Annotated in this window: 21 protein-coding genes and 5 pseudogenes; 18 read left to right on the top strand and 8 right to left on the bottom strand. The window is 56.7% G+C overall.

The window, feature by feature from the left end; all coding sequences use genetic code 11:
• The first annotated feature begins 15 nt into the window (after positions 1–15).
• The 4 genes and pseudogenes from VJ109_RS05035 to VJ109_RS19515 form a co-directional block, all read left to right on the top strand.
• Entirely contained in the window at positions 16–378 is a 363-nt protein-coding gene (locus VJ109_RS05035; protein WP_324759525.1) for a winged helix-turn-helix domain-containing protein, read from the top strand.
• Between the two features lie 359 nt (positions 379–737).
• A complete protein-coding gene (locus VJ109_RS05040) occupies positions 738–1043 on the top strand; it encodes a DUF433 domain-containing protein (RefSeq protein ID WP_324759527.1) in 306 nt (101 codons plus the stop codon).
• Between the two features lie 2 nt (positions 1044–1045).
• On the top strand, positions 1046–1282 hold the full coding sequence (locus VJ109_RS05045; RefSeq protein WP_324759529.1) for a DUF5615 family PIN-like protein: 237 nt from the start codon (positions 1046–1048) through the stop codon (positions 1280–1282).
• 106 nt (positions 1283–1388) lie between these two features.
• A pseudogene (locus VJ109_RS19515) lies at positions 1389–1568 on the top strand (toxin-antitoxin system TumE family protein); the annotation flags it as partial.
• Between the two features lie 292 nt (positions 1569–1860).
• Here VJ109_RS19515 and VJ109_RS05050 read toward each other — a convergent pair.
• Both VJ109_RS05050 and VJ109_RS05055 read right to left on the bottom strand, forming a co-directional pair.
• On the bottom strand, positions 1861–2049 hold the full coding sequence (locus VJ109_RS05050; protein WP_324759531.1) for a ribbon-helix-helix domain-containing protein: 189 nt from the start codon (positions 2047–2049) through the stop codon (positions 1861–1863).
• 180 nt (positions 2050–2229) lie between these two features.
• Positions 2230–3402 carry a Fic family protein gene (locus VJ109_RS05055; RefSeq protein ID WP_324759533.1) on the bottom strand — a complete coding sequence of 391 codons (1173 nt, stop codon included), beginning with the start codon at positions 3400–3402 and terminating at the stop codon, positions 2230–2232.
• Positions 3403–3652: 250 nt separating this feature from the next.
• On the opposite strand from VJ109_RS05055, the gene VJ109_RS05060 reads away from it, so the two are divergent.
• The 7 genes from VJ109_RS05060 to VJ109_RS05090 all read left to right on the top strand — a co-directional run bounded on the left by VJ109_RS05060 (position 3653) and on the right by VJ109_RS05090 (position 12286).
• Entirely contained in the window at positions 3653–4822 is a 1170-nt protein-coding gene (locus VJ109_RS05060; RefSeq protein ID WP_324759534.1) for a hypothetical protein, read from the top strand.
• A gap of 266 nt (positions 4823–5088) precedes the next feature.
• On the top strand, positions 5089–5514 hold the full coding sequence (locus VJ109_RS05065) for a hypothetical protein (RefSeq protein WP_324759535.1): 426 nt from the start codon (positions 5089–5091) through the stop codon (positions 5512–5514).
• Between the two features lie 26 nt (positions 5515–5540).
• Positions 5541–7208: a DUF8186 domain-containing protein gene (locus VJ109_RS05070; protein ID WP_324759537.1), complete on the top strand. Its 1668-nt coding sequence runs from the start codon at positions 5541–5543 to the stop codon at positions 7206–7208.
• Entirely contained in the window at positions 7208–8095 is an 888-nt protein-coding gene (locus VJ109_RS05075; RefSeq protein WP_324759539.1) for a hypothetical protein, read from the top strand. The genes VJ109_RS05070 and VJ109_RS05075 overlap by 1 nt, the downstream gene beginning before the upstream one ends.
• Positions 8096–8097: 2 nt before the next feature.
• The gene (locus VJ109_RS05080; protein ID WP_324759541.1) at positions 8098–9348 is read left to right on the top strand and encodes a TrbL/VirB6 family protein; all 1251 of its coding nucleotides are present in this window, start codon (positions 8098–8100) and stop codon (positions 9346–9348) included.
• 2 nt (positions 9349–9350) lie between these two features.
• Positions 9351–10364, top strand: a complete 1014-nt coding sequence (locus VJ109_RS05085) for a TraC-like domain-containing protein (RefSeq protein ID WP_324759543.1) — start codon at positions 9351–9353, stop codon at positions 10362–10364.
• Complete coding sequence (locus VJ109_RS05090; RefSeq protein WP_324759547.1) at positions 10361–12286, top strand: VirB4 family type IV secretion system protein; 1926 nt, start codon at positions 10361–10363, stop codon at positions 12284–12286. The genes VJ109_RS05085 and VJ109_RS05090 overlap by 4 nt, the downstream gene beginning before the upstream one ends.
• Positions 12287–12316: 30 nt before the next feature.
• On the opposite strand, the gene VJ109_RS05095 is transcribed toward VJ109_RS05090, so the two are convergent.
• The 3 genes from VJ109_RS05095 to VJ109_RS05105 form a co-directional block, all read right to left on the bottom strand.
• Positions 12317–12598 carry a type II toxin-antitoxin system RelE family toxin gene (locus tag VJ109_RS05095; protein ID WP_324759549.1) on the bottom strand — a complete coding sequence of 94 codons (282 nt, stop codon included), beginning with the start codon at positions 12596–12598 and terminating at the stop codon, positions 12317–12319.
• Positions 12591–12878 carry a ribbon-helix-helix domain-containing protein gene (locus VJ109_RS05100; protein WP_324759550.1) on the bottom strand — a complete coding sequence of 96 codons (288 nt, stop codon included), beginning with the start codon at positions 12876–12878 and terminating at the stop codon, positions 12591–12593. Before VJ109_RS05100 ends, VJ109_RS05095 begins: the two co-directional genes overlap by 8 nt.
• Before the next feature lie 156 nt (positions 12879–13034).
• On the bottom strand, positions 13035–13856 hold the full coding sequence (locus VJ109_RS05105; RefSeq protein ID WP_324759552.1) for an IS5 family transposase: 822 nt from the start codon (positions 13854–13856) through the stop codon (positions 13035–13037).
• 164 nt (positions 13857–14020) lie between these two features.
• Between VJ109_RS05105 and VJ109_RS05110 the strand changes: the two genes are divergently transcribed.
• The 5 genes and pseudogenes from VJ109_RS05110 to VJ109_RS05125 all read left to right on the top strand — a co-directional run bounded on the left by VJ109_RS05110 (position 14021) and on the right by VJ109_RS05125 (position 17945).
• Positions 14021–14482, top strand: a complete 462-nt coding sequence (locus VJ109_RS05110; RefSeq protein ID WP_324759554.1) for a dTDP-4-dehydrorhamnose 3,5-epimerase family protein — start codon at positions 14021–14023, stop codon at positions 14480–14482.
• Between the two features lie 2 nt (positions 14483–14484).
• Positions 14485–15558: a glucose-1-phosphate thymidylyltransferase gene (locus VJ109_RS05115; protein ID WP_324759556.1), complete on the top strand. Its 1074-nt coding sequence runs from the start codon at positions 14485–14487 to the stop codon at positions 15556–15558.
• A gap of 2 nt (positions 15559–15560) precedes the next feature.
• Positions 15561–15740: a hypothetical protein gene (locus tag VJ109_RS19520; RefSeq protein ID WP_434737275.1), complete on the top strand. Its 180-nt coding sequence runs from the start codon at positions 15561–15563 to the stop codon at positions 15738–15740.
• A gap of 162 nt (positions 15741–15902) precedes the next feature.
• Positions 15903–16826, top strand: coding sequence for a dTDP-glucose 4,6-dehydratase (gene rfbB, locus VJ109_RS05120; RefSeq protein WP_324759558.1), 924 nt, complete (start codon positions 15903–15905; stop codon positions 16824–16826).
• Between the two features lie 126 nt (positions 16827–16952).
• Positions 16953–17945, top strand: a pseudogene (locus tag VJ109_RS05125) (transposase).
• A gap of 8 nt (positions 17946–17953) precedes the next feature.
• On the opposite strand, the pseudogene VJ109_RS05130 reads toward VJ109_RS05125, so the two are convergent.
• The 3 pseudogenes from VJ109_RS05130 to VJ109_RS05140 form a co-directional block, all read right to left on the bottom strand.
• A pseudogene (locus tag VJ109_RS05130) lies at positions 17954–18544 on the bottom strand (IS5 family transposase); the annotation flags it as partial.
• Positions 18545–18547: 3 nt separating this feature from the next.
• Positions 18548–19638 (bottom strand): annotated as a pseudogene (locus tag VJ109_RS05135) (IS630 family transposase).
• A gap of 46 nt (positions 19639–19684) precedes the next feature.
• A pseudogene (locus VJ109_RS05140) lies at positions 19685–19900 on the bottom strand (IS5/IS1182 family transposase); the annotation flags it as partial.
• 554 nt (positions 19901–20454) lie between these two features.
• Between VJ109_RS05140 and VJ109_RS05145 the strand changes: the two are divergent.
• Together VJ109_RS05145 and VJ109_RS05150 are read left to right on the top strand one after the other, a co-directional pair.
• A complete protein-coding gene (locus tag VJ109_RS05145) occupies positions 20455–21705 on the top strand; it encodes a glycosyltransferase family 2 protein (protein ID WP_324759559.1) in 1251 nt (416 codons plus the stop codon).
• A 68-nt stretch (positions 21706–21773) separates the two neighbouring features.
• Positions 21774–24695, top strand: coding sequence for a LamG-like jellyroll fold domain-containing protein (locus VJ109_RS05150; RefSeq protein WP_324759561.1), 2922 nt, complete (start codon positions 21774–21776; stop codon positions 24693–24695).
• Positions 24696–24700: the final 5 nt, after the last annotated feature.

Below are 24700 nucleotides of genomic sequence, written 5' to 3' on the forward strand. Positions count from 1 at the left end.
ATACAAGCAATACACATGCCGATCAGTACCGATCGATTCGAAGAGATCAACGACGAGGGCGATGGCCCGACACCGGGAACGAACGCAGCGGAAATACTCACGTTTCTCGAATCACATCCCGAGCAGGCGTTCACCCAGAGCGAAATCGCCGAAGCCACCAACGTCACCGGCGGCTCGGTCGGACCGACGCTCGTTCGGTTACGGGAAGCCGGGCGGGTCGACCACAAGGGCAAATATTGGCGCGTGAGCGATCACGTCCAGAGTGTGGACGAAGCTACGGCTCACGCGAGTGAAACTGCCGCGAGCTACGAAACCGAGCCGATGGCCTACGAAGCGTGGCAGGAACACGCGTCTGATCCCCGCGACGACCGTGAGTGAAACATTCAAGAAGGGTGATGTGGTCTGGGCTCCAGATCCGTTCAGAAAGGGGCAGAATCCACGACTCTGGCTCGTCCTGAGTGCTGAGGGACTGCCCTATCGAGGTGAAGAATATATCTGTGCTGTGCTCACTACGAGTGACCTTCCAGCCAACGACAGGGTCGGCGAGAACTGGGAAACTGGCCGGAATCCCGACAAGGAATCGTACTGCTCGCCGTGGGTCATTGATCGGATATTTTTGCTTCTGACTCCTGCAGGCACTGCCCCCAGCAAACAGACCGTCAGTACCTTGCAAAACAGCCGTAGTTGGTTGCCTGTACCGGCAAAGACTGAAGTCCACTGCAATGGTAGTCTGCTTTATGTCTGAGCAGATGAACACCGTCATCTCAGGTGACGAGTCAGATATTCACGACGAGCCCCACATTCGAGGCCGGCGAATCACCGTGAGCCACAGCCACGCACTGGTCGAAGAGCGTGGCCTCAATGCACAGACGGTTGCGGACCGGTTTGGCCTTCCCATCTCAGACGTCTACCACGCACTGGCGTACTATCACGACCACCCCGAAGAGATGCGGGCAGTCAAAGAACGCCGTCAAGAGGTTCACGAAGCCGCAGAATCTGACCTAAGGACCATCACCGGGCCAGATGATCTGCCGGAAGCGTAAGTATGCAAGTCTCGTTTCTTCTCGATGAGAACATCGCGGCTCCGCTGGCTGACAAACTCGACAAAGCAGGCCACGACGTAGAGCGCGTCGTTGATGTGAGCGAGTTAGGCGAAGGCGTTGACGATACCGCGATTCGACTGTACGCAGTTGAGAACAGTCAGGTCATCGTCACCAGCGACGACGACTTCGTCCAGATACCAGCCGACTCACACAGTGGGGTGTTCTACGTCCCAGACTAGTCGTTTCCCTCACACGAACTCTATCACATCATCCAGCGCGTTATCGAAGCGATTCCCAATCGGGAGACAACTGACTGGTTATGGCATCGAAAAGTCCGAAGGGCACACGTTCGACCACCGGTAGGATCGACACCCGTCGGATCACAATACACGTGACCATATCCACCCAGGTCCAGACGCGCCAACGCCCAGCGACGACGAGTCACATCCAGCGGACTGGCGTGAGGTACTGTCGATGGTCATCGGTGAAATAGAGGGGCGGCAGCGCGCGTTCTGGACCGAGTAGCTGTGGTTTATAGAGTCTAAAGGATGTCATCCCCGAGCTGAGAGGTCATTATCGAGAGAATGATTATGTAGAGTATGACCTTTCGCGATCGAGTAGGAAGTTGAGGGAGTTGGCGTCTAGGTCCGAACCAACTGGGCCAGGCTTGTTTGTAGTCTACTGAGTGAATTTCCAGTCCCACTCGTCGTTACTCGTCGGCATCCGTATCCTCGTTCAGACGCGCCTGAATCTCGTCGCTACTGTAGGTTTCTCCCTCTCCAGTCGCCAGTTGGTGTTCGCTTGTGGCAATGTCTTTCTATCCCTTGCGGGAGAAAGCGGGGTGTTTTACGGCGTCTCGAAGTGCCCAGCGGATGAACTCGCTACGAGACGGGAAGTCTTCTGCTCGCCAGGTTGCATCGAGATCCTCAAGAAATGCCTGCGGAATCTTAACCGTGATCGTGGTCATGTTGGGGTCGTTATCGCCTCCTGCATTGGCCTCGGACATACATCTGTATTACCTGTATATCACCGTAAGCGTTGTCAGTCCATCTGAACAAGAACAGCCACTCGGCAACACATGACTCGACGACCATCCCAACCTCCGAGACGGTAAACGTACATTCGACTCAAAAGTTAGAGACTGGTGGCCTCAACGTATACGCCACAAGGCCGTTTGCTTAGTCCTTCAGAGTTGGTTTATCGGCTTGTTAATTATGTTGAAAACTTCACTCGCCCGGTAGAACCGGTTCCGCTTTTTCCCGGTGAGTTCTTCGAGTATTCCGTCATCTTCGAGCTGCCCGATCAGTCGATTAGCCGTACTGTATTCGGCATCCAACCATTCAGCAGCCGTATTCACGTCGAGGTACGGCTCTTCGAAAAGTCGCATCACCAGTTCTAGGATGTTCTCAGACCGCTCGCTCTGGTAGCGCTGTTGATACTCCTCACGGAGGTCAACCAGCAGGTTTGCACGCTGATGGGCCTCGTCCGCTTGCGACTGCACGCCACGTAAGAAGAACAGGAGCCACTTTTCCCATTCGCCGCGCTGACTGACTGCCAAGAGATGATCGACGTATTCTGAACGTCGCGAGTTGAAATACGAACTCAGGTAGAGATAGGGTTCGGGCAAGAGACCGTCACGTTGCAGGAGGAGACTAATCAAGAGCCGCCCTAACCGTCCATTCCCATCGAGAAACGGGTGAATCGTCTCGAATTGATAGTGAATCAGGCCAATTTGGAGGAGTGGATGGAGATCAGTATCTCGGTTTGCGTACTCAAGCAGGTCTTCGAGAAGGTCGGGAATCTCGTTCGGTGGTGGCGGAACGTACCTGGCGTCTTGGATATATGGTGTACTGCCGATGAAGTTCTGGGTCGTGCGGAGTTGGCCTGGATTGGCTTCGTCTCCACGGACACCTGAAAGTAATCGATTGTGCATTCCACACAACAACTCGGTGGTGATTGGATCGCTAGCTGTAATCGCATCTAGTCCCTGGGTCAGTGCGTGGAGATAGTTCACGACTTCCTGGGTTCCTTGCCGCCTGTCTTCGTCGATGAGGCCTTCTTGTCCAGCCTCGTAGGCGTATATATCAGATAGGGTGGCATGTGTCCCTTCGATCTGCGAGGATTCCAACGCTTCTTTTCGAATGAATGGCTCGATCAAGATCTCTCTTGAGCCGACCCGTGGCCCGATACCGTGGAGTCGCCCGAGTGCCTGTGTCGCCTCTGCCAGCGGTGTAATGAGCTGTTCAGTATCGGTTGAGGGAGGAAGCGGGTTAGGTCGGAACGACGAATACGTCCCCTTCGGTGTCGTCGTCGGAATAACCTCACCGGGTGCCGTCTCGTCGAAGTCATCTCGCTCCATCAGTGGTATCTCTACAGATATGCTGACCGCTATTGGTATTTTCGGCACTAAATAAAAATAACACTGCTGCTGATTGCGCCGTCACAATTACACCCGAACTGGCTGTCCCTGACTGACTGAACACCGGCGCGTCACATTCCAAGCCGAGTAATATTCTCAGCTCAACGCGAGAGAACCTTCCCGTACCGCGTTTTATTGGCGCCCTCCCGAGGGTGCGGGCGCACCGGAATGTGTGTCCGTGGAACTACCAATGCAACCACCAGAGACGACAACCCTGTTTGCAGGTGTCGACGGACGAACGAACGGCGGACCCCCGTCGTGGTACGCGCAACGGACTGGCGGCAGCGAGCCGGTTTCCTTCGCCGAGGCGATCCGGGAACTTCCCCGAGCCATCGAGACGACAGTCGCATACAACGACCCACGGACGGGCGAGTGGGTGCCGACCGACCGATTCAACGCGCTGGTCGATCCAGCGAGGAGCCACAACCAGAAGCATCAGGAAACGACCGAGGAGCAGAGTTCGGACCCGCTGTATCACATCCCGACCACCTCGTATGCGGTCATCAACCCGGTCGACATCTACGGCCCGCTCGAAACGGTGCTTCGGGAGGAGTCGATCGACGGCCACCAGCTCGGCGAGGTGGTCTTCGGCGAGATCAGGCAGTACCGCGGTGGCGGCGAGGTGCACATGGATATCCTCTTCGACGGGCTCTCGGTGACGCTACCCGACCGGGCCGATCCGATCACGATGGGGGTGTCCTCGGGCTACGATTTCTTCGGCGGCCACGCCGTCTACGTCGAAGGGTTGGCACGGGACAACTACTGTGCGAACTCGATTCGGCAGTTGACCGACCGCGAGACCATCAAACACGTCGGCGAGGTCGGCGACTTCCGTGGGTGGTGGGAAGCCACACTCGAACAGATCGGGCTCGTCGCGAACGACTTGCTGGCGTTCATCGAGGACGCCGGCGAGATCACGATCGAGTTCCCGGCTGTGCCCTTCGACGTCGAGGAGTTTTTCGAGTTGTTGGACTTTCCCGCCTACCTGGCAGCACGGGCGGCCGAGGATGCGAGGGCAGAGGCGACTGATCCACACGAGATCGACATGTGGACGTTGCATTCGGGGGCAACGTACGCCCTGACGCACTTCTTCGACGGGAAGGAGGGGGCGGCGCTGGATCGCTACGTCCGCATCGCGAACGACATCCTGTTCAACCCGGAGGCGACCATCGAGACAGTGGAACGGACCTACGAGGAACAGGCAGCCGCAGAGACCGAGAGCGACGGGCAGACTGGTCTGGAGAGCCAAGTTGCACTCGCACAACTCGAACGCGTGGGCCAAGACATCAGGGAGAAAGCCACCCAGTTCGAGCACCGCGAAACGACCCTCCGTGAACGGTTCGCCGCGGCGCGCGAATGACGCCGTTCTTCAGATAAATTCAGTTGAATAATTCATTATCCCAGATATCACTGCGTTTGGAATGTTAGTACTATTAGATATCCAACTATTCGGAAACCGCAGTGAACCATCGATTCGAGCCTGCTTCTCAACTAGTAACTAAAATTATATTATATTACTACCAATTGTAGATACGGTTATATCAGTTTACGTCACTCTGTCGGGTGGATTACCTCGCCCCACATCATCGCTGTCGGTCAACTCGGCAGCACCAACGATGTTCGGCGATGATCCAGACAGACATGCCAACCGATGCCGACTCGGGGACTGCCCCGAAGAAACCTGACAGTACCGACGCACGTATTGCCGACCTCCGACTCCCGTTGCTCACTGTCCTCACAGTGGCGATACTCGCAAGCCAGCCCGCACTCGCACAGACCACCGGAACCGCCTTCTGCGGGACAGATATCGCACAGACCATCAAGAACCTCTTTACGCTCATCCAGTTCGGTGGCCCGCTCATCGGTGGCGTGATCGCACTGGGTACCACAGTGGCGCTGCCGGCTGTGCGCCGTGCCGACCTGAAGAAAGAGCTGAAAGAGACGCGTAACCAGGCCGTCGTCTGGGGTATCATCGCCGCGCCGCTCGGAACCGCGATCGTCGCGTTCCTGCTCGACAACGTCGTCGCCGGAGGCGCGAGTTGCGGATTCTAGGGCCACGGAGACACGCGACTGTCTGTGTGGCAGCACTTGCACTCGCCGTCGCAATGATGGGTCATTCGTCGGGCCAACCGCCCGACAGCACAGACCATGGCGTCAACGAGACGACGTACTGCACCCTCTGGGCGGGCGACGAAGACGTGACGAATCTGACCCGGTGGATGAACCAGACCGAGACCGCGACCGACGTGTGTGCGCTGGCCGCCGGGACCGATATCCCGCTCGGTTCGCCACCCGAGGCCGTCGAGCAGTGGAACCGCGGCGACCTCCAGGAGCTGCCCGCGACCGACGCCAACCGGTCGATCCACCCGGCCAACGCGACGCTCACTGACGGACGCTTCGTCCGTGATGCCCACGTCTCGGTGTTCGCCATCCAGCCGTCGACGCGTGCTCGTCTCTCACCGACCGAGCAGCCACTCTACGTCGCGTCCAACGGAACCGCATTGGGAACGGTCGATTATCGGGTGGCACTCCCACCGGCAACCACGACGGCAAATCGAAGCGAGTCCTGGTCGCTGACAACCCACGAGATCCGACGCGTTCGACTGCTCGCCAACGGAACGGCCCTCACGAACGCCAGCGGTAATCGGCTCGTGGAACTCCCCTATGCGCTGGACGGCCACGGCGACCAACCGTATACGCTCGGGCTCGAAGCCGACATCGCCGTTACGCTCACGGAACACATGGAGACGTGTCTCGCCTGGGATCAAAACGGGACCTGCACGGCTGTGAATCGAACTGTCACCGAAGTCAACGAGAGGGTCACCGTCTCCGACGAAATCGACGTCGTCCGTTACGAACTCTCGGTCTCCGGCTACCGAGCGACCTATCCCGACGGCGATCTGGGTATGGTCGTCTACAAGAACCAGCCCTGGCTCGGCTACGACGTCCCCACCGGATCGGTCCGTGGTGTCTGGCGGTTCTACGCGGCGCGTGACAGCGACTGGGACACCCTCGTGACGAGCACCGAAAGCGGCCAGACGAATGCGTCGTCACCGTCCATCCCACTCCAGGTCGCGGCGTTCCCCATCGAATCCGGACCGACGCCGTCGCCGCGGTCGACCGTAGCGATTATCGACGTCTACGGCGCCCGGATAGACCCACCGGAGCTTCCAGAGCACGTCCACCTCGACGTTCTCGAACACCGCTACGTCGCCAGCTACGGGATCGCTACGCGGACGCAAACGGATGGCACACCACAAGAGAACGTCACCGCCTTCGGCCTCGTCCGCGGGACCAACGTGACCGTCCCGAACACGTCGTTCGCGCGGGTTCCGATCCGACGGAGCACCCTCACGCTGACTGTCCAGAACGAAACGAGTGAGCGCGTCACCGTCCGAGTGCGGCTTCGAGACGCACAGACCGGTGCGCCGATCAATACCTCTGGACGGGACGGTGCAGTCTTCGTACAGGATCACCGCGTCGAGACCGACGGATCGGGAACGGCAGTTCTCACACTCGCCCGGCCAGTCGGTGGGATCTCGGCCCGGTACGCACCTGGCCATTGGTGGGTCGATATCCCCGGTTACCGTGGCGACACCGACGTGGTCTCTCTCGACAGCCCCACGATTACCGTGCTCGCGATCCTCTTCGAGTTCGCCGTACCGGTCTCGCTGTTCCTGTTCGCCGTGTTCCTCATCGATCGCTCGACGGGCTGGCGTATCTGGCCACCCTGGAGGGGACTCTGATGGTTTCGCTCTCCAGGCGAGCGGTGCTCCGATCGGGCCTGCTCGCGGGTGTTGCCGCATTCGCTGGCTGTGGAGGGTCCGAGACACCCTCAACTGGTACGACGCCGTCGCCAACACCAACTGAGACGCCACTCCCGTCCGTCTTCGAGGACATTGAAGTGGAAGGAGAGGCCCTCGTGGTCCGACTGGTCGACGATCATGAGGTCTCGAAAGTGAACCTGATCGCTCCCGACGGGACCCTCTTCGGGCAGACGACCGTCCCGACCGGTGCCACGACGGCCCGGATCGAGATTCTCGACATCAACTGGGGACTCGCGTCCTACGACCACTACGAGCCCGGTCGATACACCCTGGTCGCAGTCCTCGGCTCGGATTCCGTGTCGGTTCCTATCGATCTGAATCCCGAGCTCCGGATACTCGATATCTCACAGTATCGAGCGGGTGAGCGGACTGCGGACCTCGCACAGATCGCGGTCCGAATCGAGAATGTGGGGACTGGCCCGACGTGGGTGTACGACATCGCTTACCGGAACGCCCTGAGTTGGGACGGAACTACCGAATTGTCTGGTCCAGGTATCCCAGGGGTTACAGAGCCAACAACACCTGATGGAGTGCTGCTTTCTCCAGGTGAGGAACAGACCTACGTCGGCTCATTGTCCCCACTCCTCGTGACGGACGCCGAAACAGAACCCTGCGACTTCGAGAGGGAAATGGACGTGATCGTCGGGATCGCGACGGGCCAAACACTCGAACAGACCGTCAAGATCACTGGTGGCGGCGAGTCGCGTACAGCCGACATCACTGGAAATTTCGTCTGTTCGACTGTCGAGGTCGAATCAGTCGAGCGCGTCGGTAGCACCGAACCAACCACCGAAAGGGGTGTCTGAACATGAATACCCTCGGAGACATCATTGTCGACTCTCTTAAAGAGGGGGTGAGAGTACTCGTCACTCCGATCGAAACGGTACTCGCCGAGTTCGTGGACCCGTTAATCGAACTCATTGTCAGCACGCCGACCCCGGATACAGTCTTTGGCCGGCCGACGAACGACGCTTGGCCGGCAGTCTACGACTTCTACTGGGATACCATGATCCCGCTCACTCTGTTCCTCTGGGCACTCTCGATCGGCTTGGTCATCTTCCTGGAGTCGACGAGTCACCTCTTCGGGAGCTACCACCAGGCGAAGCTCAAGCGACGAACGTTCGCTGGGCTTCTGGGTATCCTGATGTGGTGGTGGGTCGCTGCGCTCTCACTGCAGTTCGTCAACGCGCTTACCGGCTTCCTGGTGCCCGACCTCTCGGAGATCACCCTCTTCGAGACGCTCTCGTTCAGCGCGATGGGTGTCATCGGGATCGCGATCGCGCTCCTGACGGACCTGTTGTTGTTCGTCCTGATCGCACTGTTGTACTTCATCCGCCAGGTGGTCCTCTACCTCTTCGTCGTGATGATGCCGCTGTTGATCGTCTTCTGGATTCCCGGCGTTGGCCCGTTCGTCCAGGTCTCGCGGTTGATGAGTCGGTTAGCGGGCTTCTACACCCCGTTCCTGTTCATGACCGTCCCCGTCGCGCTGCTGTTCCGCCTTGGCGAACTCATCGGCGGGAGCGTCAATCTCTCGATGAAAGGATTCGGGCAGTGGCTGATGGCGCTGGTTATCCCGATCGTCGCCATCGCCGCGCCGTTCGTCCTGTTCTGGCAGGCCGGCGCGATCTTCCTCATGGCCGACCGGGCCTCACATCGTCTCTCGTCACAGCGTGCGAGCGATCGGCTGGCCCGGGGAAGTGATGTGGGCCAGACCGGCGTCCAAGGTGGGCAAAACTTCGTCCGCGGCGCTCGCGGCCAGCCTGCGGTTCGAGCTGACGGACAGACGGTCCTCGATTCCGGGAACTCCCGCGCCCACGCCGTCGGCTCTCGGCTGCACACAGCAACGACAAGCGTGTCAGAGTCGTTCGAACGCCGCGGCGGTGGCCGTGGCGGAAGCGGCGGTAGTTCGCTCACAGACAGCACAGACCGGTCGAGGACGAGGCGCGACGCGGACTTCTCGAACCTCCGTTCACGACCAGACAGAACGTCCGGAGAGTCGGGCACGCGGACCGACTCCGACCGGACGGCGATCGACGACTCACCGCGCTACATCCAGTGACTATGCACGACACCGACTCTTCGAAGCGGGTCCCGAAAGCACTCGGGACCGAAACCAAGCTATTCGGAAACTACACGCTGACCGACCTCGCCGTTGCACTCGTTCCAGGTGTCGCAGTCGTCCTGTTGATCCAGGTCGTCTTCCCACCTTCACTGACGGTCGCCGGCTACCGACTCCAGACGCTCACATTGCCTGTCGTCCTCGTCTCCATCGCCTGCGGTGGCGTGTTCGTCTTCCTGACGCCCACCTACACGACCAGTCTGGAATGGATCGAGACGTTCGTCGGCTTCAGCCGACGGGAGAAGCGTCTCAATCACGACGCGGCGAAGCGACACACGCAGTTCGAGCGTGTCCATCCGGAACACGGCGCGATCGAGCGGATCGACGGCGCGATCGTCGGGATGGTCCAGGTCAATCCACCCCCGATGGCGCTAGCGACCGACGAAGAATGGGCGGCAAAGACAGATGCCTTCCGGGACTTCTGTAACACCGTCGTCGAGTTCCCGATCCAGATCTACTCGACGACCCAGCCCTTCCCCGTCGAGGAGTACCTCGGCCAGTACCGGAGCCGGCTCGACGACCCCGACGTGAAGGCGAACCCGCGACTGGGCGCACTCATCGAGCAGTACCTCTCGTGGTACGCCACGGACCTCGAAGCCCGTCGGATGACGATCCGGGACCACTACGTCGTCGTCTCGGTCACTCCCGAAGAGGTTCACTTCGAACGCGAGAGCCTCACCGAGAAACTCGCGACGCTCCCAGTGGTAGGGCTCTTCGTCGACGCGTGGTTCGCCCCGCGGGCCGGCGACGAGCGAGCAGCCATGTTCGACGCGCTTGCCGAGCGCCTGCGCCGCGTCGAGGCTGGCCTCCGCGACATCGAGGGCTGTTCGGCACGGACCGTCGATGTGGCGGAAGCGACCACCCTTATTGCTGAGTTCTGGAGCGGTGAGCCACGCGAACGTGTGGCGTCGGACCAGCAGTTGCGGACGCGCCCTATCGTCGGAGGGTCACGATGATTCCCTCGTGGCTGGCGTTCTGGCGACGAGGTGCAGATGAGCCAGCGGAGCAACCGGAGACGGATGATTCGATCGTCGCCTACGAGCCGACTGGAACGGAACTCGATTCGACCGCCGACGTCCACCAGACGCTCGTCACGCCGTCGAGTATCGAAGAGGAGGCAAATGCAGTCAGGACCGGCCAGACCTGGACGCGGACACTCTGGATTAGCGGCTATCCCGACACGCCACAGAACGGCCTCTTCGAGACGCTGTACTCGACGGCCGAGACCCGGACGACGGATATCTCGATCCATCTCGATCCCCGAGACACTCACCAGACACTCGACTCATTGGAGAACCGGATCGAAGACCTCGAAGCCGACTTCGAGTACCTCTCGGAGAAACGCCGTGCCGGCGCCCGCGGCGTCGAGAAAGACCTGCATGACTATCGCGAACTCTACGATACGCTGCGGAACACGTCGATGCGAGCGTTCGATACGTCGATATATCTCACAGTGCGTGGACCGTCTCGTGAGAAACTCGATACGGACGCTGTCGCCAATACCGCCCGTCGCTCACCGGCGAATCTCACCCCCGTGACACCGCGGTGGGCACAGATGGAGACGCTGGTCTCGGCGAGTCCGATGGGTGTCGACCGCCTCGACGAATCGCTACACGCGAAGACACCGATGCTCGGCGGTGCCGTCGGCGCGATGTTTCCCTTCGTCGCTGGCGCACTCGCCGAACCTGGCATCGAGTACGGTACCTACGCGCTCAACGAGAGCCCGCTCATCCTCGATCGATTCGCCCGCGAGACCGGATACTGTGCAATGGTCATCGGCAAGCTCGGCGCTGGCAAATCCTTCTCGACGAAACTGCAGTTGGTTCGTCGTGCGATGTACGACGCCGATACGATGCTCGTGATGCTCGATCCACTGGAGGGCTTTGCCAGCGTGAACGACGCGCTCGGTGGCGAGCGCATCACCGTCGGTGGTTCTCGTGGCGTTAACCCGCTGGAGCTGAAAGAGACCCCCCAGCACGTGCTGGATTCGGTTCCCGACATGGACCCCTGGGCCGAACAGATCGCCTGGGTACTCACCTTCTTCGAGACGTTCTTCGCAACAGTTGCGAGTAGTCCGTTGGACGCTCGCAAGCAGACGCTTCGGCGGGCGGTTCAAGAAGCCTACGAGCGCCAGGGTATCACGCAGGATCCAGCAACGCACGGGAATCCCTCGCCGACGGTCCGGGATGTCATTGAAGTCCTCGAAGCCATGCTTGCAGACCCTGGTGAGTTCGAGTACGTCACTGAGGGCGAGCAAGAGCGTGTCAAATCAGATGTCCAGTCGCTGCTCATCGATCTGCGGCCGTCGTTCCGTGAGGGCGGCGACCTCGCGAACCTGTCTGAACCCACGGCCTTCGACTTCGAGAACGATGTCATCTATATCGACCTCCACCAAGACGAGGGAAGCCGCGGACGCCGCGAGACGAGTCTCATGATGCAGGTGCTGTTCAACGCCGTCTACGAGCGCGCGAAACAGACCGACAAGCGTGTGTTGTTCGTCATCGACGAGGCACACTACCTGATGAACGATGCGACGTCACTCGGTTTTTTGGAGACTGCCGTTCGACACAGTCGCCACTACGATCTGTCCCTACAGTTCGTCACCCAGACCGGCGGCGAGTTCGCGCTGACCCCCGAGGCCCGGACGATCGCGAATCTCTGTTCGATGACGCTGATTCATCGGGTGGACGAAGCAGCGACGGAACTGGCCGAGTGGTTCGGCCTAAGCGAGCGCGAGGTTAATTGGGTCCGCTCGGCGAAGGCCGGGAACGACGACGATGGCTACTCGGAGGCGTTGCTGGGTGTCGACGAAGAGGGGTGGTTCCCGGTGCGGGTTCGAGCGAGCGAATACGAGGTTGAGGTGCTCAATAGCGGTTGACATCCTCGGGCCACCGCGCCGAGGTTTCACTCAGTCGTCGTCACTGCGGTATGCATCGCCACCACGTTTCCGAATTCGTAAAATATAGAGGACTTGTTCGGTGCGATCGGCACGACAGCCGAGCCGAAACGGCCCAATCCGGAGCTTGTCGTTGGGCGTCCCTTGCAGTGGTTCGAGATGGTCGAGTAGGTTTCGCCATTCATCGGTTACGATCTCGTCGAGTTTGGTTGCGATACGGTCACGCGCGTGACGATCAAGACAGTCAAAATCTCGACATGCTGTGTCAGTAAGTTCCCAGTCCCACTCACTCATTGCTGTCAGACGTCGACTGATCGAGATCGTAGTCGGACTTTATATCAGCACTACTGTGAGTGCGACCGTCACGAATCTCGGCTTCGCTAGTGAGCATTGCCTTCAGATCTGCACGGTTGAATTCGGGATGTTTGAGCGCATCCCGAAGGACAGTCCGGATGAACTCGCTGCGACTGTTGAATCCGTATTCTTCCCACGTCGCGTCCACATCTTCTAAGAACGTTTCAGTCATCCGGATATTTACCGTCGTTTTCTCGGGGGGAGACTCGGATTCTGCCATATGCTGTGTTGAATTTGTGTACGAATAAGGATTACGGCGAGCACTGCATCTATTGTCGGTAGTTCCCATCGTTTCTGATTGCTGACTCGATTTCTGGAATCAGTGGTTGGTAATACGATTTCTTGGCTCTGTAGTTTCGATACACTGGGCTGGATTTCACGGATATCGGACGCTCCGGCGAAGGTTGTAGACGGTGGCTTTGAGGATGATTTCACGGAATTCGAGCCACCAGCTTCGCGCACGCACGGCACCGCCGAGCGTGCGCTTGATGCTGGAGAAGACGGTTTCAGACATGGATCGTTGGTGGTACCGACCACTGTCCATGCGGGCGTTGTGAGCGTGATCGAGTGAGTTGAACAGACGGTGTTTGATTAACGGGCGGATGCCGTTTTGGCGGAGTTCGTCACGGAAGGCTTTCGCGTCGTATCCTTTGTCGGCAGCGAGGCTCCGCAGGTCGCCCGCGTTCCGGCGGGCGACCTGCGGGCCGATCTTAGCATCGTGTTTTTTCGAGGTAGTCGAGTGGATGTCGGTGATATACAGCGTTTCGACATCCACCAGAGCAGTCACTTTCAACGCTCTGACGCGGTAGTCAGTGCGGTTAGCGTAGTGTCGGCTTGGTTGGTCACGATCAAAGCCAGTTGCGTCAATCGAAGCGTGGCCAGTGCGTTTCTCGGCCGACGCGCCGAGAAACGCACGCCATGTCTCGGTCGGAATCCGTTCAAACCACGTGCGGAGAACCGTGTAGTGAGGTAGTCGCGTGAGGCCGATCTCGTCAAGGACACCGGACATCTCACTCAGCAAATCAACTGCGACGCGGTAGGATTTTGCCAGTTCGATACGGAGCGCATGGAGCGTCAGCATCGCCCATTCGGCGAACCCGCCACCCCCTTCGGGGTCGGTGGGTTCGTCCGGATTAGCAACAACTGATTTAGACTTAGCAACCGTAACACGGGTGAAGAGACGGATTTCGGATATCACACTAATCTGTCTCTTCGCTTTCTACGGCAATAACGCAATCGCGGCGCTCCCGCCTAGCGAAACTACAGAGCCTAAATGACCAATTTCTTGTCTTCCCACTAACCTGAAGAGATATCGATTATAACCGATAGGCTAATTTGCTGATATACGAAGATACAGTTAGTATGATAGATGGTGTGGAGGTTCGAGAACTACAAGTCAATTCAGACAGTCGCGGACATCTCGTCGAGATATTCCGCGAAGACTGGTCAGAATACGACCCCGATCCAGCCATGTCGTACTACTCTCTGAGCTATCCCGGCGTCGTGCGGGCGTGGCACCGGCATCTCCGTGACCAGGTGGATTACTTCGTCTGTCCCAACGGTCGCATCAAGGTCGGCATCTACGACGATCGGGACGACTCCCCGACACAGGGCGAGGTCAACTCCTTCATCATCGGAGAACACAATCAGAAGACAATCCGTATCCCCGGCAACTGCTGGCACGGATTCAAAGTGATCGGGAACGAACAGGCGATGCTCATTAATTTCCCGACAAACCTCTATGACTACGAAGACCCCGACGAGGAACGCCTGCCACCGGACACGAGCGAAATTCCTCTCGACTGGGACGAACAACCCTACTAATAATGAAAGGACTCATTCTCTCAGGCGGCACCGGATCGCGGCTGCGACCGATAACACACACCGGTCCGAAACAACTCGTCCCGGTTGCCAACAAGCCGGTTATTGAGTATGCCGTCGAAGACCTGAAAAACGCTGGAATCACCGAAATCGGTGTTGTTCTCGGACACAAAGGTCGAGAAGAAATCCAAGAGCACTTGGGCGACGGCTCAGACTACGGCGTCGAGATTACCTACATCATCCAGGGTAATCCGCTCGGGCTGGCCCACGCTGCCGGGACCGCTCGGGATTTCGTTGGCGACGACGACTTCGTGATGTATCTCGGCGATAACATCCTCAACGAGGGTATCTCCGAGTTGGTCGATAGTTTCGAAGCCGGTAACTACGGTGCCGGCATCGCGCTGCAGCGAGTCGACAACCCGCAAGCGTTCGGCATCGCGGATGTCGATGACGACGAGACGGTCACACGTTTAGTTGAGAAGCCCGACGATCCACCGAGCAATCTCGCGCTCATCGGCATCTACGTGTTCTCACCGGCTGTTTTCGACGCTATCGAGCGCCTCGAACCGTCATGGCGGGGCGAACTCGAAATCACTGATGCGATTCAGGAGCTTCTTGAAGACGGTTTTGCTATCGATTCACACACGGTCGATGGTTGGTGGAAAGACACAGGGAAACCAAAAGATATTTTAGAGGCAAACCGGCTTGTACTCCAGGATACAGAGCAGTTATTGACGGGAACCATCAAAGATGGCGCCGAGGTGACTGGAACGGTACAGATCGGCGAGTCCGCGACCGTTCAAAATGGGGCAGTAATCAGAGGGCCAGTCTCCATCGACAGTGGTACTACTATAGCTTCTGGGAGTTACATCGGGCCCTACACGTCAATTGGTCCGAACACGACGATAGACGGTGCCCATATCGAAAATACCGTCGTCATCGGGGAATCAAGAATAACCTGTGACGAGAAGATAGTCAATAGCCTCATTGGGCGAGCGAGCGAGATAGAAAGTGCAAAGGGGTTACTTCCGGATGGTCATCGTTTCGTCATTGGCGAAAACTCGAACGTGAAATTATAACAATGCGTATCATCACACATGTGTGTTCAAACTGTGGGACAGTCGTAGCGGCAAACGAACTTGAGTCCAACCGGGTGATGAAGTGTCCGAGAATTAGCTGTCAGTCAGTACTCCGGTTCGAAGATCTCCCAGCCGAAAAGCTGAATTATTTCCTTGAGAACCGGTCAAATTACCAGATATAGACCCTTGCGTCGTCCGGAACGCCACACTCAACGGGGCCACATCCGTTTGCTCGCTTCAGTTAGTTGCCCACAGAGCCTGATACGTGTGCCCGCGGCCGGGTAATCGAGTACAACCAACGGTACAATGGAATTATAAATACGGACCGAGCTAGCTACACAAGCATGAAGACTTTGGTCACAGGAGGTGCTGGCTTTATTGGATCGAACTTCGTGGAGTATCTGCTCGAAGAGCGCGACGAGTCTGTCGTAACGCTCGACGCGCTCACATATGCTGGCTCGAAAGCAAATCTCAGTTCAGTCCTTGAACACCCGAAACACGAGTTTGTCGAAGGGAATATTTGTGACGAGTTGCTCGTCCGCGAACTGGTCGCGGACGTGGACCGAATAGTCAACTTTGCAGCCGAGTCACACGTCGACCGGTCGATAGAAGGAGCCGAGCCGTTCGTCGAAACGAACGTCTTGGGTACCCAAACCCTTCTCGAAGCTACCCTCGACGCAGATATCGAGTCCTTTCTCCAGGTTTCTACGGACGAAGTGTACGGGGAGATAGAAGAAGGCGAATTCACCGAGTGGGATCAACTCAAACCACAAAATCCCTATGCTGCGACGAAAGCCAGCGCAGATTTACTAGCGAGTAGCTACTACACAACTCATGGGCTACCAGTACTGATAACTCGGACGTCCAACAACTACGGGCCGAGACAACACGAAGAGAAGCTAATTCCAAAGTTTATTACACGAGCAACTGCTGGTCAGTCGCTCCCCGTCTATGGCGACGGCTCAAATGTCCGTGAGTGGATATACGTAGCAGACAACTGTCGCGCACTCGCAACCGTACTGGAAGAGGGTGTTCCCGGCGAAATCTACAATATCGGGAGTGGTGACGAGTTCACCAACTTGGAGATAACTAAACGGATTATAGACATGGTCGGCGCTTCCAATGACCAAATCAAGTTCGTCGAAGACAGGGCCGGCCATGACCAGCGCTATGCGCTTGATTGTTCGAAAGTGGAGTCGCTGGGGTGGTCACCTGAATGGTCATTCGAGGAAGGACTCAAACGTACAGTCGAGTACTACCTCTCGTGAACGGGTGGTGCAGGACACTGGGCCGTGGTCCGCAAGTTCGGGCCGGATGTTATCCAACTAACGGAGAGTAACACAAATGCGCGGTAGTGCAGAAGTCCTCGCAAGGAAGCAGTAAAAACGAGTCTGATGTGTTTAAGACCAGTTCCGTCCTACCAGACACGCTACGGTCGAACAGGTCTTCAAACAATGGAGACAGAGACAACGACACTGTTCGAACAGCTTGATCTGTCGTTTCTTACCGACTATCCCGTGTTCGGCCCTGATCCGAGGGGGGGAACACGGGTTCACGATCCACCAGAACTGTTGAAAGGCGTCATTCACTGCTTCTACAGAGATATCTACGGTCCACGTTCGATTACACGAGAACTCCACAATGAGGATGTCTGGCGGCAGTGTGACTTCGAGAGTCTGCCGTCCCAGCGGACACTCTCGCGGTTCATTGCTGACTTCGAACTTATGCCAGAGGACGTGTTCATCGACTTAGTCCATGAGCTTACCAAGGAGGTACCGCTCGGCAAGCTCTTCCGTATCAACGGCACAGACAATCCCGTTGATCACCGTGATGAGGACACTGAGTAGAACTACGACCACGCTGAAGACGACTACTATTACGGCTACGTCTGTTGTGTCGTGACCGCCGCCAATAGCATCCCCGTCGCAGTAGCGTTCACTCCAGCGAAAAAAGTCAATCAGGATACGGCGATGCGCGTCACACGTGACGCGCTCGCCGTCGATATACCGGTCTGGGTGCTTGGAGACAGTGCCTACGACATCCTCGACTGGCACGACCACCTGTTAGCCGCAGGGGTCGTGCCAATCGCCCCATACAATCCGCGAAATACTGACGACCCGAAAGACATCGAGTACAGGGTCGAAGACCGAATCGGGGGACACAGCGAGGATGTGCAGCTGAAACAATCCATCTTGGACGAGACGTACAACAACCGGACAGGCGTCGAACGAACCAACGACGCGGTCAAGGACTGCGGCCTCGGGCACGTCCGCGCCCGAGGCCGCGTCCACGCACGAACAGAAGTGTTCCTTGCGCTCTGTCTCCGGGTCGTCGTTGCAATCACCAACCATGAGCGAGGAAACGAACCGGGCTGTGAGAAGCTATGAGATGGATTCTATGACAGGCTCATCAGGGCAATCTCTCGGAATTCACGGAACCAAGACCGCGCTCGCACGGCGAAGCCGAGCGAGCGCTTCACAACCGAATTGACGGTTTCGGTCATAGAGCGCTGATTGTAGCGCTGTTCGTCGATTCTGGCGTTGTGTGCGTGGTCGTACGGCGCGAAGATCCGATGCTTGATCAGCGGTCTGATGTCGAGCTCATGCAGTGATTCACGGAGTGACTGCTTGTCGTAGCCTTTATCGGCGGCGAGAGACCGCAGATCGCCCGCGTTCCGGCGGACGATCTGCTCGGCGAGGTCTGCGTCACTTCCTTCACGATTCGTCGAGCAATGTACATCAAGAACAGCCTGAGTGTCTGTATCGACGATTTTCGTGACTTTCAGCTTCTGTGCGCGGTAGCATATTCGCTGGCAGTAGTGGCGGCTTGCGGCTGAGCGTTCGTAGAATGTGGCGTCGATCGCACCGTGTTTCGAGGGATCGTGCAGCTGCGCCGACTGGCGCAGCAGCACTCGACAGACGCTCATCTCGATCCAGTCGAACGCATTACACACGGTGGATGGATGCGGGAGATCGGCCGCTTTTAATGATTAAGATAACTTCTGAAAGTCAAGGAACTGTTCGCACCACTTCTTTGCGAAGCTGACGCGTTTCGTTATTTTCTCGAAGGTTTCCTCGACGAGGTTTTTGAATTCCGCTTCGTTCTCAACGACGATTGGTGCCATCGTCCATTTGAGATACTTCCAGACTTGCTCTATCGGATTCAGGTGCGGTGATCCTGATGGAATGAAAATCAGGTCGATCCCGAGCTCATGCGCGCGCTTGCGCGTGTATTCACATCTATGTGAACCGTGCTTGTCCAAGACGAGCAGAATCCGCTTGCCGGGATTCTGCTCGCGGATCTTCTCTAATACCCCGCAAATCTGCTCTTTCTCTTCGTCTTCGGTGAACGTTACCAGACTCTCACCGTTGAGGGCGTAGAATCCGACCGCAGAATCGTGTGTCTTGACTAACTCCCGTTCAATGTGCGGGTCATCGACGTACCAGACACGCCGTGAATTATCGTACGGCTGTGGCTTCGATGCATCAAAAAACCCGAGGACCGTACCGCCGTCTGTACAAATATCGTCCTCAACAATCCACCCGTCTTCGTCTTCTCCCTCACGTTTGTTGTGTGGCTGGTCGTCCTCGTCGAGCGCGTCGTCGACGCGCTCTTCGAGGATTTCATCAGGGTTCTCTGGCCGGTGTGGACGCTTTGGTCGTGGTTTTGCGTATGAAAGACCGAGTTTCCGAAGGAAGGTACCGAGATAATTTGGGCTGTAGGAAACGTCAAATTCCTCCTGGAGAAGATGCTGAATCTCCTGTGATTTCCACGGTTGGCCGTCACGAAGCGTCTCCACCAACTCGTGTTGCTCATCCTCGTCGAGTTTCGGGGGCCGCCGCCCCCGAAACTCGGCATCAGTTCTTCGAAGCCTCCTTCGTTCCAGTCCTCTGCCCAGCGTGTCCCTGTTGCTGCTGATCGACCTTCCCGATCAGCAGCTTCAGGAATCGTATCGCCCTGATAGAGGTTCTTGACGAAGCCGATTCGGCGAAGATGGTGATCGTCTTCAGCTTCTCTCAGCATCTCGTCGATCTCTTCTTCCGGCAGGTGACGCTTGATCTCAGTTCGACGTGATCCCATTACCTTAACAGTAATCTCTACTTGCAAAAGTATTCATACTCATTATGAGGCCGATCTCCCCCGTTATTTGCGGCATCTCCTTCAGGAGGTCGATCGTCATGCGATAGGACGTATCGAGGTAAATCCGGAGACAATGGATTGAGACGTGGACATACTCGGCGAATCCGCCGCCTCCGTCCGGGGCGGCGGATTCGCCTCGTTCACCCATAACTCTTTGAGCAATCGAGACACAACGCTCGGTGAAGCGGGAGATTTTCGTCATGGACAACGGAAGCCTCCCGCTTCAACTGCTTTGATTTAGCGACTTATCCCCCCGCCATCTAGTGATTCAACACAGCCGTTGAAACAGCAATTGGCGTCTGCAAAGATTTCGGCCTCGGGACCCCAGGGATCTGAGGCCGAGTGAGAGTCAAAGCACACGTCTTCCTCGCTCTGTGTTTCCGCCTGGCCGTTGCACTCACTAATCACCATCGAGGAAACGATGTCGCTAGCCCCACAATCATGCTATAGGAACACTTCTGCCCCACCGCCTTCACGCTAAACTATACACTATCAATAATACCATAGAAAGATATATTTATTAAGAACGTCACCGATTAAGTGACAAGTCGCCACCCGAAACATTATATGTTTGATATAATCTTTACCAGACTTTGGCGAACACTAGACAAAGGCCGCTATTGAAAATCGAAACTGAGCGATGAAAGTCTCGAACCATTTATGAGAGAATCTGAACAAGAGAAAGATACACTGAATCAGAGTGAGCAGCAACTGATTCATCCACGTCAAAAAAGTGGACAACCAGCTATCGGTGTTGTGGCGACCGCAGACAACAGCGAATCGGTGGCACGTGTAATACTTCGGGCCCAACAGCGGAACCAGCGTGTGTTCGTGACGTACACCGATGAACGTGAAACGGAGGCCGTCCTATTTGCACAGCAACTCGGGGCCGAGATCGTGAGTCCACCGTCGGCTGCAAGGGACACGCCAAAGACAGTACTCAAAGACGCAGCAAAGCGAGCTAATCTTGACGGGTTACTGTACGTCGGCGACCCTGACGAGCGGATCAATTTCCACGCGAGCGCTGAGCAGGCGCGAAAAGGGTTCGTCACCGACCCCATCTACGAGCAGCGAGGCAATGATGCTAAACCGACCAAATCGAAGGCTGTGGGGGTGATGGTGGGGATCCCAGCGTACAATGAAGAGTCCACCATTGATAACGTCGTCCGTTCGGTGAGGGAGTACGCGGATATCGTGATGGTAGTTGACGACGGGAGCAAAGACCAAACACGGGAACAAGCCGAGGAAGCAGGCGCTATTGTCGTCCAGCATGAACGAAATCGTGGGTATGGTGCGGCGCTACAAACACTTTTTATCGAAGCCGCGGGTCAGAGTGCCGAACATCTCGTTGTACTTGACGGTGACGGCCAGCACCATTCGGAAGACATCCCCCGACTCGTAGAGAAACAGGAAAAGAGCGGTGCAGAGATCGTCATTGGAAGTCGGTTCATGAACAGCGGGGCAACGGATGCTCCGCTTTATCGGCGGTACGGTCTCTCGGTAGTGAATACGCTCACTAACCTAAGTATCAGTAACGGCCATTCCGGCAGTGTTACCGACACCCAGAGCGGCTTCCGAGCCTACGATAGCCGTGCCATCGCCTCGCTCGCGGAGAGCGATGACGTAGGCGACCATATGAGCGCGAGTGTGGACATCCTCCATCACGCCCATAATAATGATTTCGAAATCAGGGAAATCGGGACGACTATTACATACGACGTTGAGAATGCGAATGAGCACCATCCGCTCTCTCACGGTGCCCAGCTGTTACAGAACATCCTTTTGACCATCGAAAAAGACCGTCCGATATCGATACTAGGGATCCCAGGATTCTTGATGGCACTCGTCGGGACGGGCTTCGGGTACTGGACTGTAACTAATTATATCCAGACAGGGACGTTCCCCCTCGGGCTTGCGCTCTCGTCCGCGATATTCGGTCTGGCAGGCATCTTCGCGACCTTTACCGCTATCATCCTGCATTCTTTAGATCAACACCTCGAAGACTGAGAGGTCTCGTAGTGGGGTCAGCCCTGCAAACATTGGTCTTATTATGCTGAATGCTTTTGTCCAAGTTAATGAATGACGTAAATGAGGCCACTGCTACTCTTCTTGAAGAGAAGCCGCATCTGCGGTCTCACTTGGAAGATCTCCTCAGCCATGATAAACGGGGGACTTGGGAATTCGACGACATCGAACTTGACTCCGGCGAGTTTGGCGAGTTGGTTTCTCGAGGCATCGTGGAGGAACACGAGGGGGGATACCGGCTGGTTGACCGCAACGCCGTTGAGATGGCACTCTTTGGTGAGGCAAGTCATTCAAGTACCAGTCGGGTTGACGGCCAACAGCTCAGTGCAGCGGTTCCAGATATCGACTATCGACGGCAAGGACCACTCGTAGCTCTCCTCGCAGGGGTGGCACTCATTCGAACGGTATTCAATTTTGGAGCGGTGTTTCGCAGCGACCACATCACTCTGACCGGGAATGATCCGTACTTTTACTGGTATTCGGTCAATAGATTATCACGCAGTTCACTCCAAGCTTTCAGTCTCGAAGCCCTAACCAAACTCCCAGAAGGTATTCACAATCACGATGTTCTTACAACCGTCTCGCTGTGGTGGGCGACGGTACTCTTTGGGGGATCCCCACGGACCGGTGGTATCGTTCTGGCGGTGTACCCTGTCGTCAGCGGCGTCATCACTGCGGCTCTAATATATTGGTTCGCCATCCGTCTCCTTAATGACCATCGGATGGGATTAGCAAGCGTCGCGTTGCTTGCGGTTGTGCCTGCACACGCCTACCGTACATCCATAGGCTTTGCAGACCACGATGCGTTCGATTTCCTCTGGCTGGCGCTGACTGCGTTCGCGCTATTGGTTGTCCTTCAGTCTCGTGACCGAGACGGTACAAGTAGGGAAGCAATCACAGGTATGTGCATTGTCGGTGTCGGGGTGGTAGCACAGGTTATGTCCTGGCGCGCCGGCCCGCTACTGGTTGCTCCGGTCGGTATTTTTCTCTTTTTCTCTACATTTAAATCCGTTCAGAGGGAAAAGTCACCACTCGAAGATACGCGCGGCGTCTTGCTGGGTCTGGGAGTCGCTGCTGCTCTCGGTCTCGTTACTCACTTCGTATTTGGATGGATGCCGTTGTATCGAGCCGCTTCACCGTTATTCCTTCTCGTTGGTTCGCTATCTGTTGTCGGTCTTGGAGAGGCCGCTTACCGAGTCGGGAGGTCACAAAGAGTGTTCGTCCTCACGTCAGTCACGGTAAGCGGATTCTTTGCAATGTTTCTCGCGTGGATACTTCCGGGTTTTTCCGGAGCACTAGAACGGTTCGTTGGATACATGATTCAGTTCCAATCAAGCGGTATCGCCGAGACAATGGGACTGTTCAGCGGTTCACTCGGCATCGTATTCGCTCCAGTGCTTATTTTCGGATTCGTGCTCTTTCTCGGTCTTCCATATTTGATAATAGGGACTCACCACGCGTACAGACAGGATAACTTAGGTTGGCTCCTCCTCTCAGTGTATGGGTGGAGTTTTTTCTTATTATCACTAGTGCAGATTCGATTCGGTGGGTATCTAGCTCTGTTTATTACTGTTCCGGCGGGGATAGGTTTCGTTCACATAGCCGCTCGTACGGACGTACTCCAAGAGTTCGAGTTTTTCTCTGCGGGGCGTAAGTTCTCACGACCCACTCTGCCGTCGTCGCGGACGCTCGGTTATCTCCTATTGCTCTTCATGTTAATTGGCGGGATAGGCGGCCTCCAGTCTGCTGTCAAGATGAACCAACTGGCGGTCGGCGAAGAACAATATGAAACAGCGGTTGGCATAAACAACTACGAAGAAGCGCGCGAGTTCAGTTATCCTGAGAACTATGTTTTGAGCGACTGGGGAGTCAACCGGTTTTATAACTACCTTGTCAACGGGGAGTCGCGAACCTACGGCTACGCCAAGAATAATTACGAAGAGTTCATAACTGCTACCAACGGGGAAAGTGCGTACAACAAATATAAAGAACGGGTCGGGTTCGTCGTCATAAACGAGGGCTTGGACAGGTTGGGTGAGCAAACACTTCAGAGCAAACTCCGAACGTACCCCGAAGGCGGAGGATCGGGTCAATCAAGTGTATCAAACTACCGCCTCATCATCAACGGTGATGGGCTCCGAGTATTCGCTCTCGTGGGGGGGGGAACAATCACAGGCCAAGCCCCGCCCAACTCAAGCGTCGTCGTGCAACAAAATGTCACCGTCGGGGAGACATCGTTCAATTACCGTCGCTCCGTACAAGCGACAATGAACGGCTGGTACGTCGTTACCGTCCCGTACCCGGGCCAGTACACGATCTTGAACGACACCGAAACGGTAACCGAGCACGACATCAGGGACCCTGGTTTCATCACCAACGGACAGGGCCGAGCCTACTGGACATTCAATGAAGGGCGGGGTGAAGTCGCGTTCGACGCTGTCGGAGGGAATCACGCGAGGGTTAACGGTACATCTTGGACCACCAACCCAAAGAACCGTGCGGTCCATTTCGACGGCAGCGGGTCAATCGTCGTCAAAAACGCAAGTCAGCTGTGGAACGAACAGTTCATCCTCACAGTCCGGTTCAAGACGGACCCAGACGTAAACTACTCCTCAGCAGTGCGGTTCCCACGACTCGTGAGTACCTCACCGGAAACTCCCTTCCGACGGACCGACGGGTACATGCTGGCCCTGAGTAGTGGGAACGTCGTCGCAGCTGCTGGAAACGGGAGTGAAGCCGCGGTCGTGAACGGACCGACAGTCACTGACGGAGAGTGGCACCGGTTGACATTCATGCGGAACGGAAGCCGTTACCGTCTTTATTTAGACGGCCAATTCGTTGGTGAAGAGAGCTTCGACGGCGATATCCAAAATAGCGAGGCTTTCAGAATCGGGGCGACGTCACAGGGTGAGCGAGGCTTCGTTGGTACTATTGACGAGGCACGGTTCAACACCTCGGTGGCCGATCCCTAACCCAC

The organism is Haloarcula montana, assembly GCF_035666295.1.
In the GTDB taxonomy this organism is placed as follows: Archaea; Halobacteriota; Halobacteria; order Halobacteriales; family Haloarculaceae; genus Haloarcula; species Haloarcula montana.

Coding starts and splice junctions, on each gene's coding strand:
- VJ109_RS05035 (WP_324759525.1), top strand. CDS start 16: ATGCCGATCAGTACCGATCGATTCGAAGAGATCAACGACGAGGGCGAT.
- VJ109_RS05040 (WP_324759527.1), top strand. CDS start 738: ATGTCTGAGCAGATGAACACCGTCATCTCAGGTGACGAGTCAGATATT.
- VJ109_RS05045 (WP_324759529.1), top strand. CDS start 1,046: ATGCAAGTCTCGTTTCTTCTCGATGAGAACATCGCGGCTCCGCTGGCT.
- VJ109_RS05050 (WP_324759531.1), bottom strand. CDS start 2,049: ATGTCCGAGGCCAATGCAGGAGGCGATAACGACCCCAACATGACCACG.
- VJ109_RS05055 (WP_324759533.1), bottom strand. CDS start 3,402: ATGGAGCGAGATGACTTCGACGAGACGGCACCCGGTGAGGTTATTCCG.
- VJ109_RS05060 (WP_324759534.1), top strand. CDS start 3,653: ATGCAACCACCAGAGACGACAACCCTGTTTGCAGGTGTCGACGGACGA.
- VJ109_RS05065 (WP_324759535.1), top strand. CDS start 5,089: ATGATCCAGACAGACATGCCAACCGATGCCGACTCGGGGACTGCCCCG.
- VJ109_RS05075 (WP_324759539.1), top strand. CDS start 7,208: ATGGTTTCGCTCTCCAGGCGAGCGGTGCTCCGATCGGGCCTGCTCGCG.
- VJ109_RS05080 (WP_324759541.1), top strand. CDS start 8,098: ATGAATACCCTCGGAGACATCATTGTCGACTCTCTTAAAGAGGGGGTG.
- VJ109_RS05085 (WP_324759543.1), top strand. CDS start 9,351: ATGCACGACACCGACTCTTCGAAGCGGGTCCCGAAAGCACTCGGGACC.
- VJ109_RS05090 (WP_324759547.1), top strand. CDS start 10,361: ATGATTCCCTCGTGGCTGGCGTTCTGGCGACGAGGTGCAGATGAGCCA.
- VJ109_RS05095 (WP_324759549.1), bottom strand. CDS start 12,598: ATGAGTGAGTGGGACTGGGAACTTACTGACACAGCATGTCGAGATTTT.
- VJ109_RS05100 (WP_324759550.1), bottom strand. CDS start 12,878: ATGGCAGAATCCGAGTCTCCCCCCGAGAAAACGACGGTAAATATCCGG.
- VJ109_RS05110 (WP_324759554.1), top strand. CDS start 14,021: ATGATAGATGGTGTGGAGGTTCGAGAACTACAAGTCAATTCAGACAGT.
- VJ109_RS05115 (WP_324759556.1), top strand. CDS start 14,485: ATGAAAGGACTCATTCTCTCAGGCGGCACCGGATCGCGGCTGCGACCG.
- VJ109_RS19520 (WP_434737275.1), top strand. CDS start 15,561: ATGCGTATCATCACACATGTGTGTTCAAACTGTGGGACAGTCGTAGCG.
- rfbB (WP_324759558.1), top strand. CDS start 15,903: ATGAAGACTTTGGTCACAGGAGGTGCTGGCTTTATTGGATCGAACTTC.
- VJ109_RS05150 (WP_324759561.1), top strand. CDS start 21,774: ATGAATGACGTAAATGAGGCCACTGCTACTCTTCTTGAAGAGAAGCCG.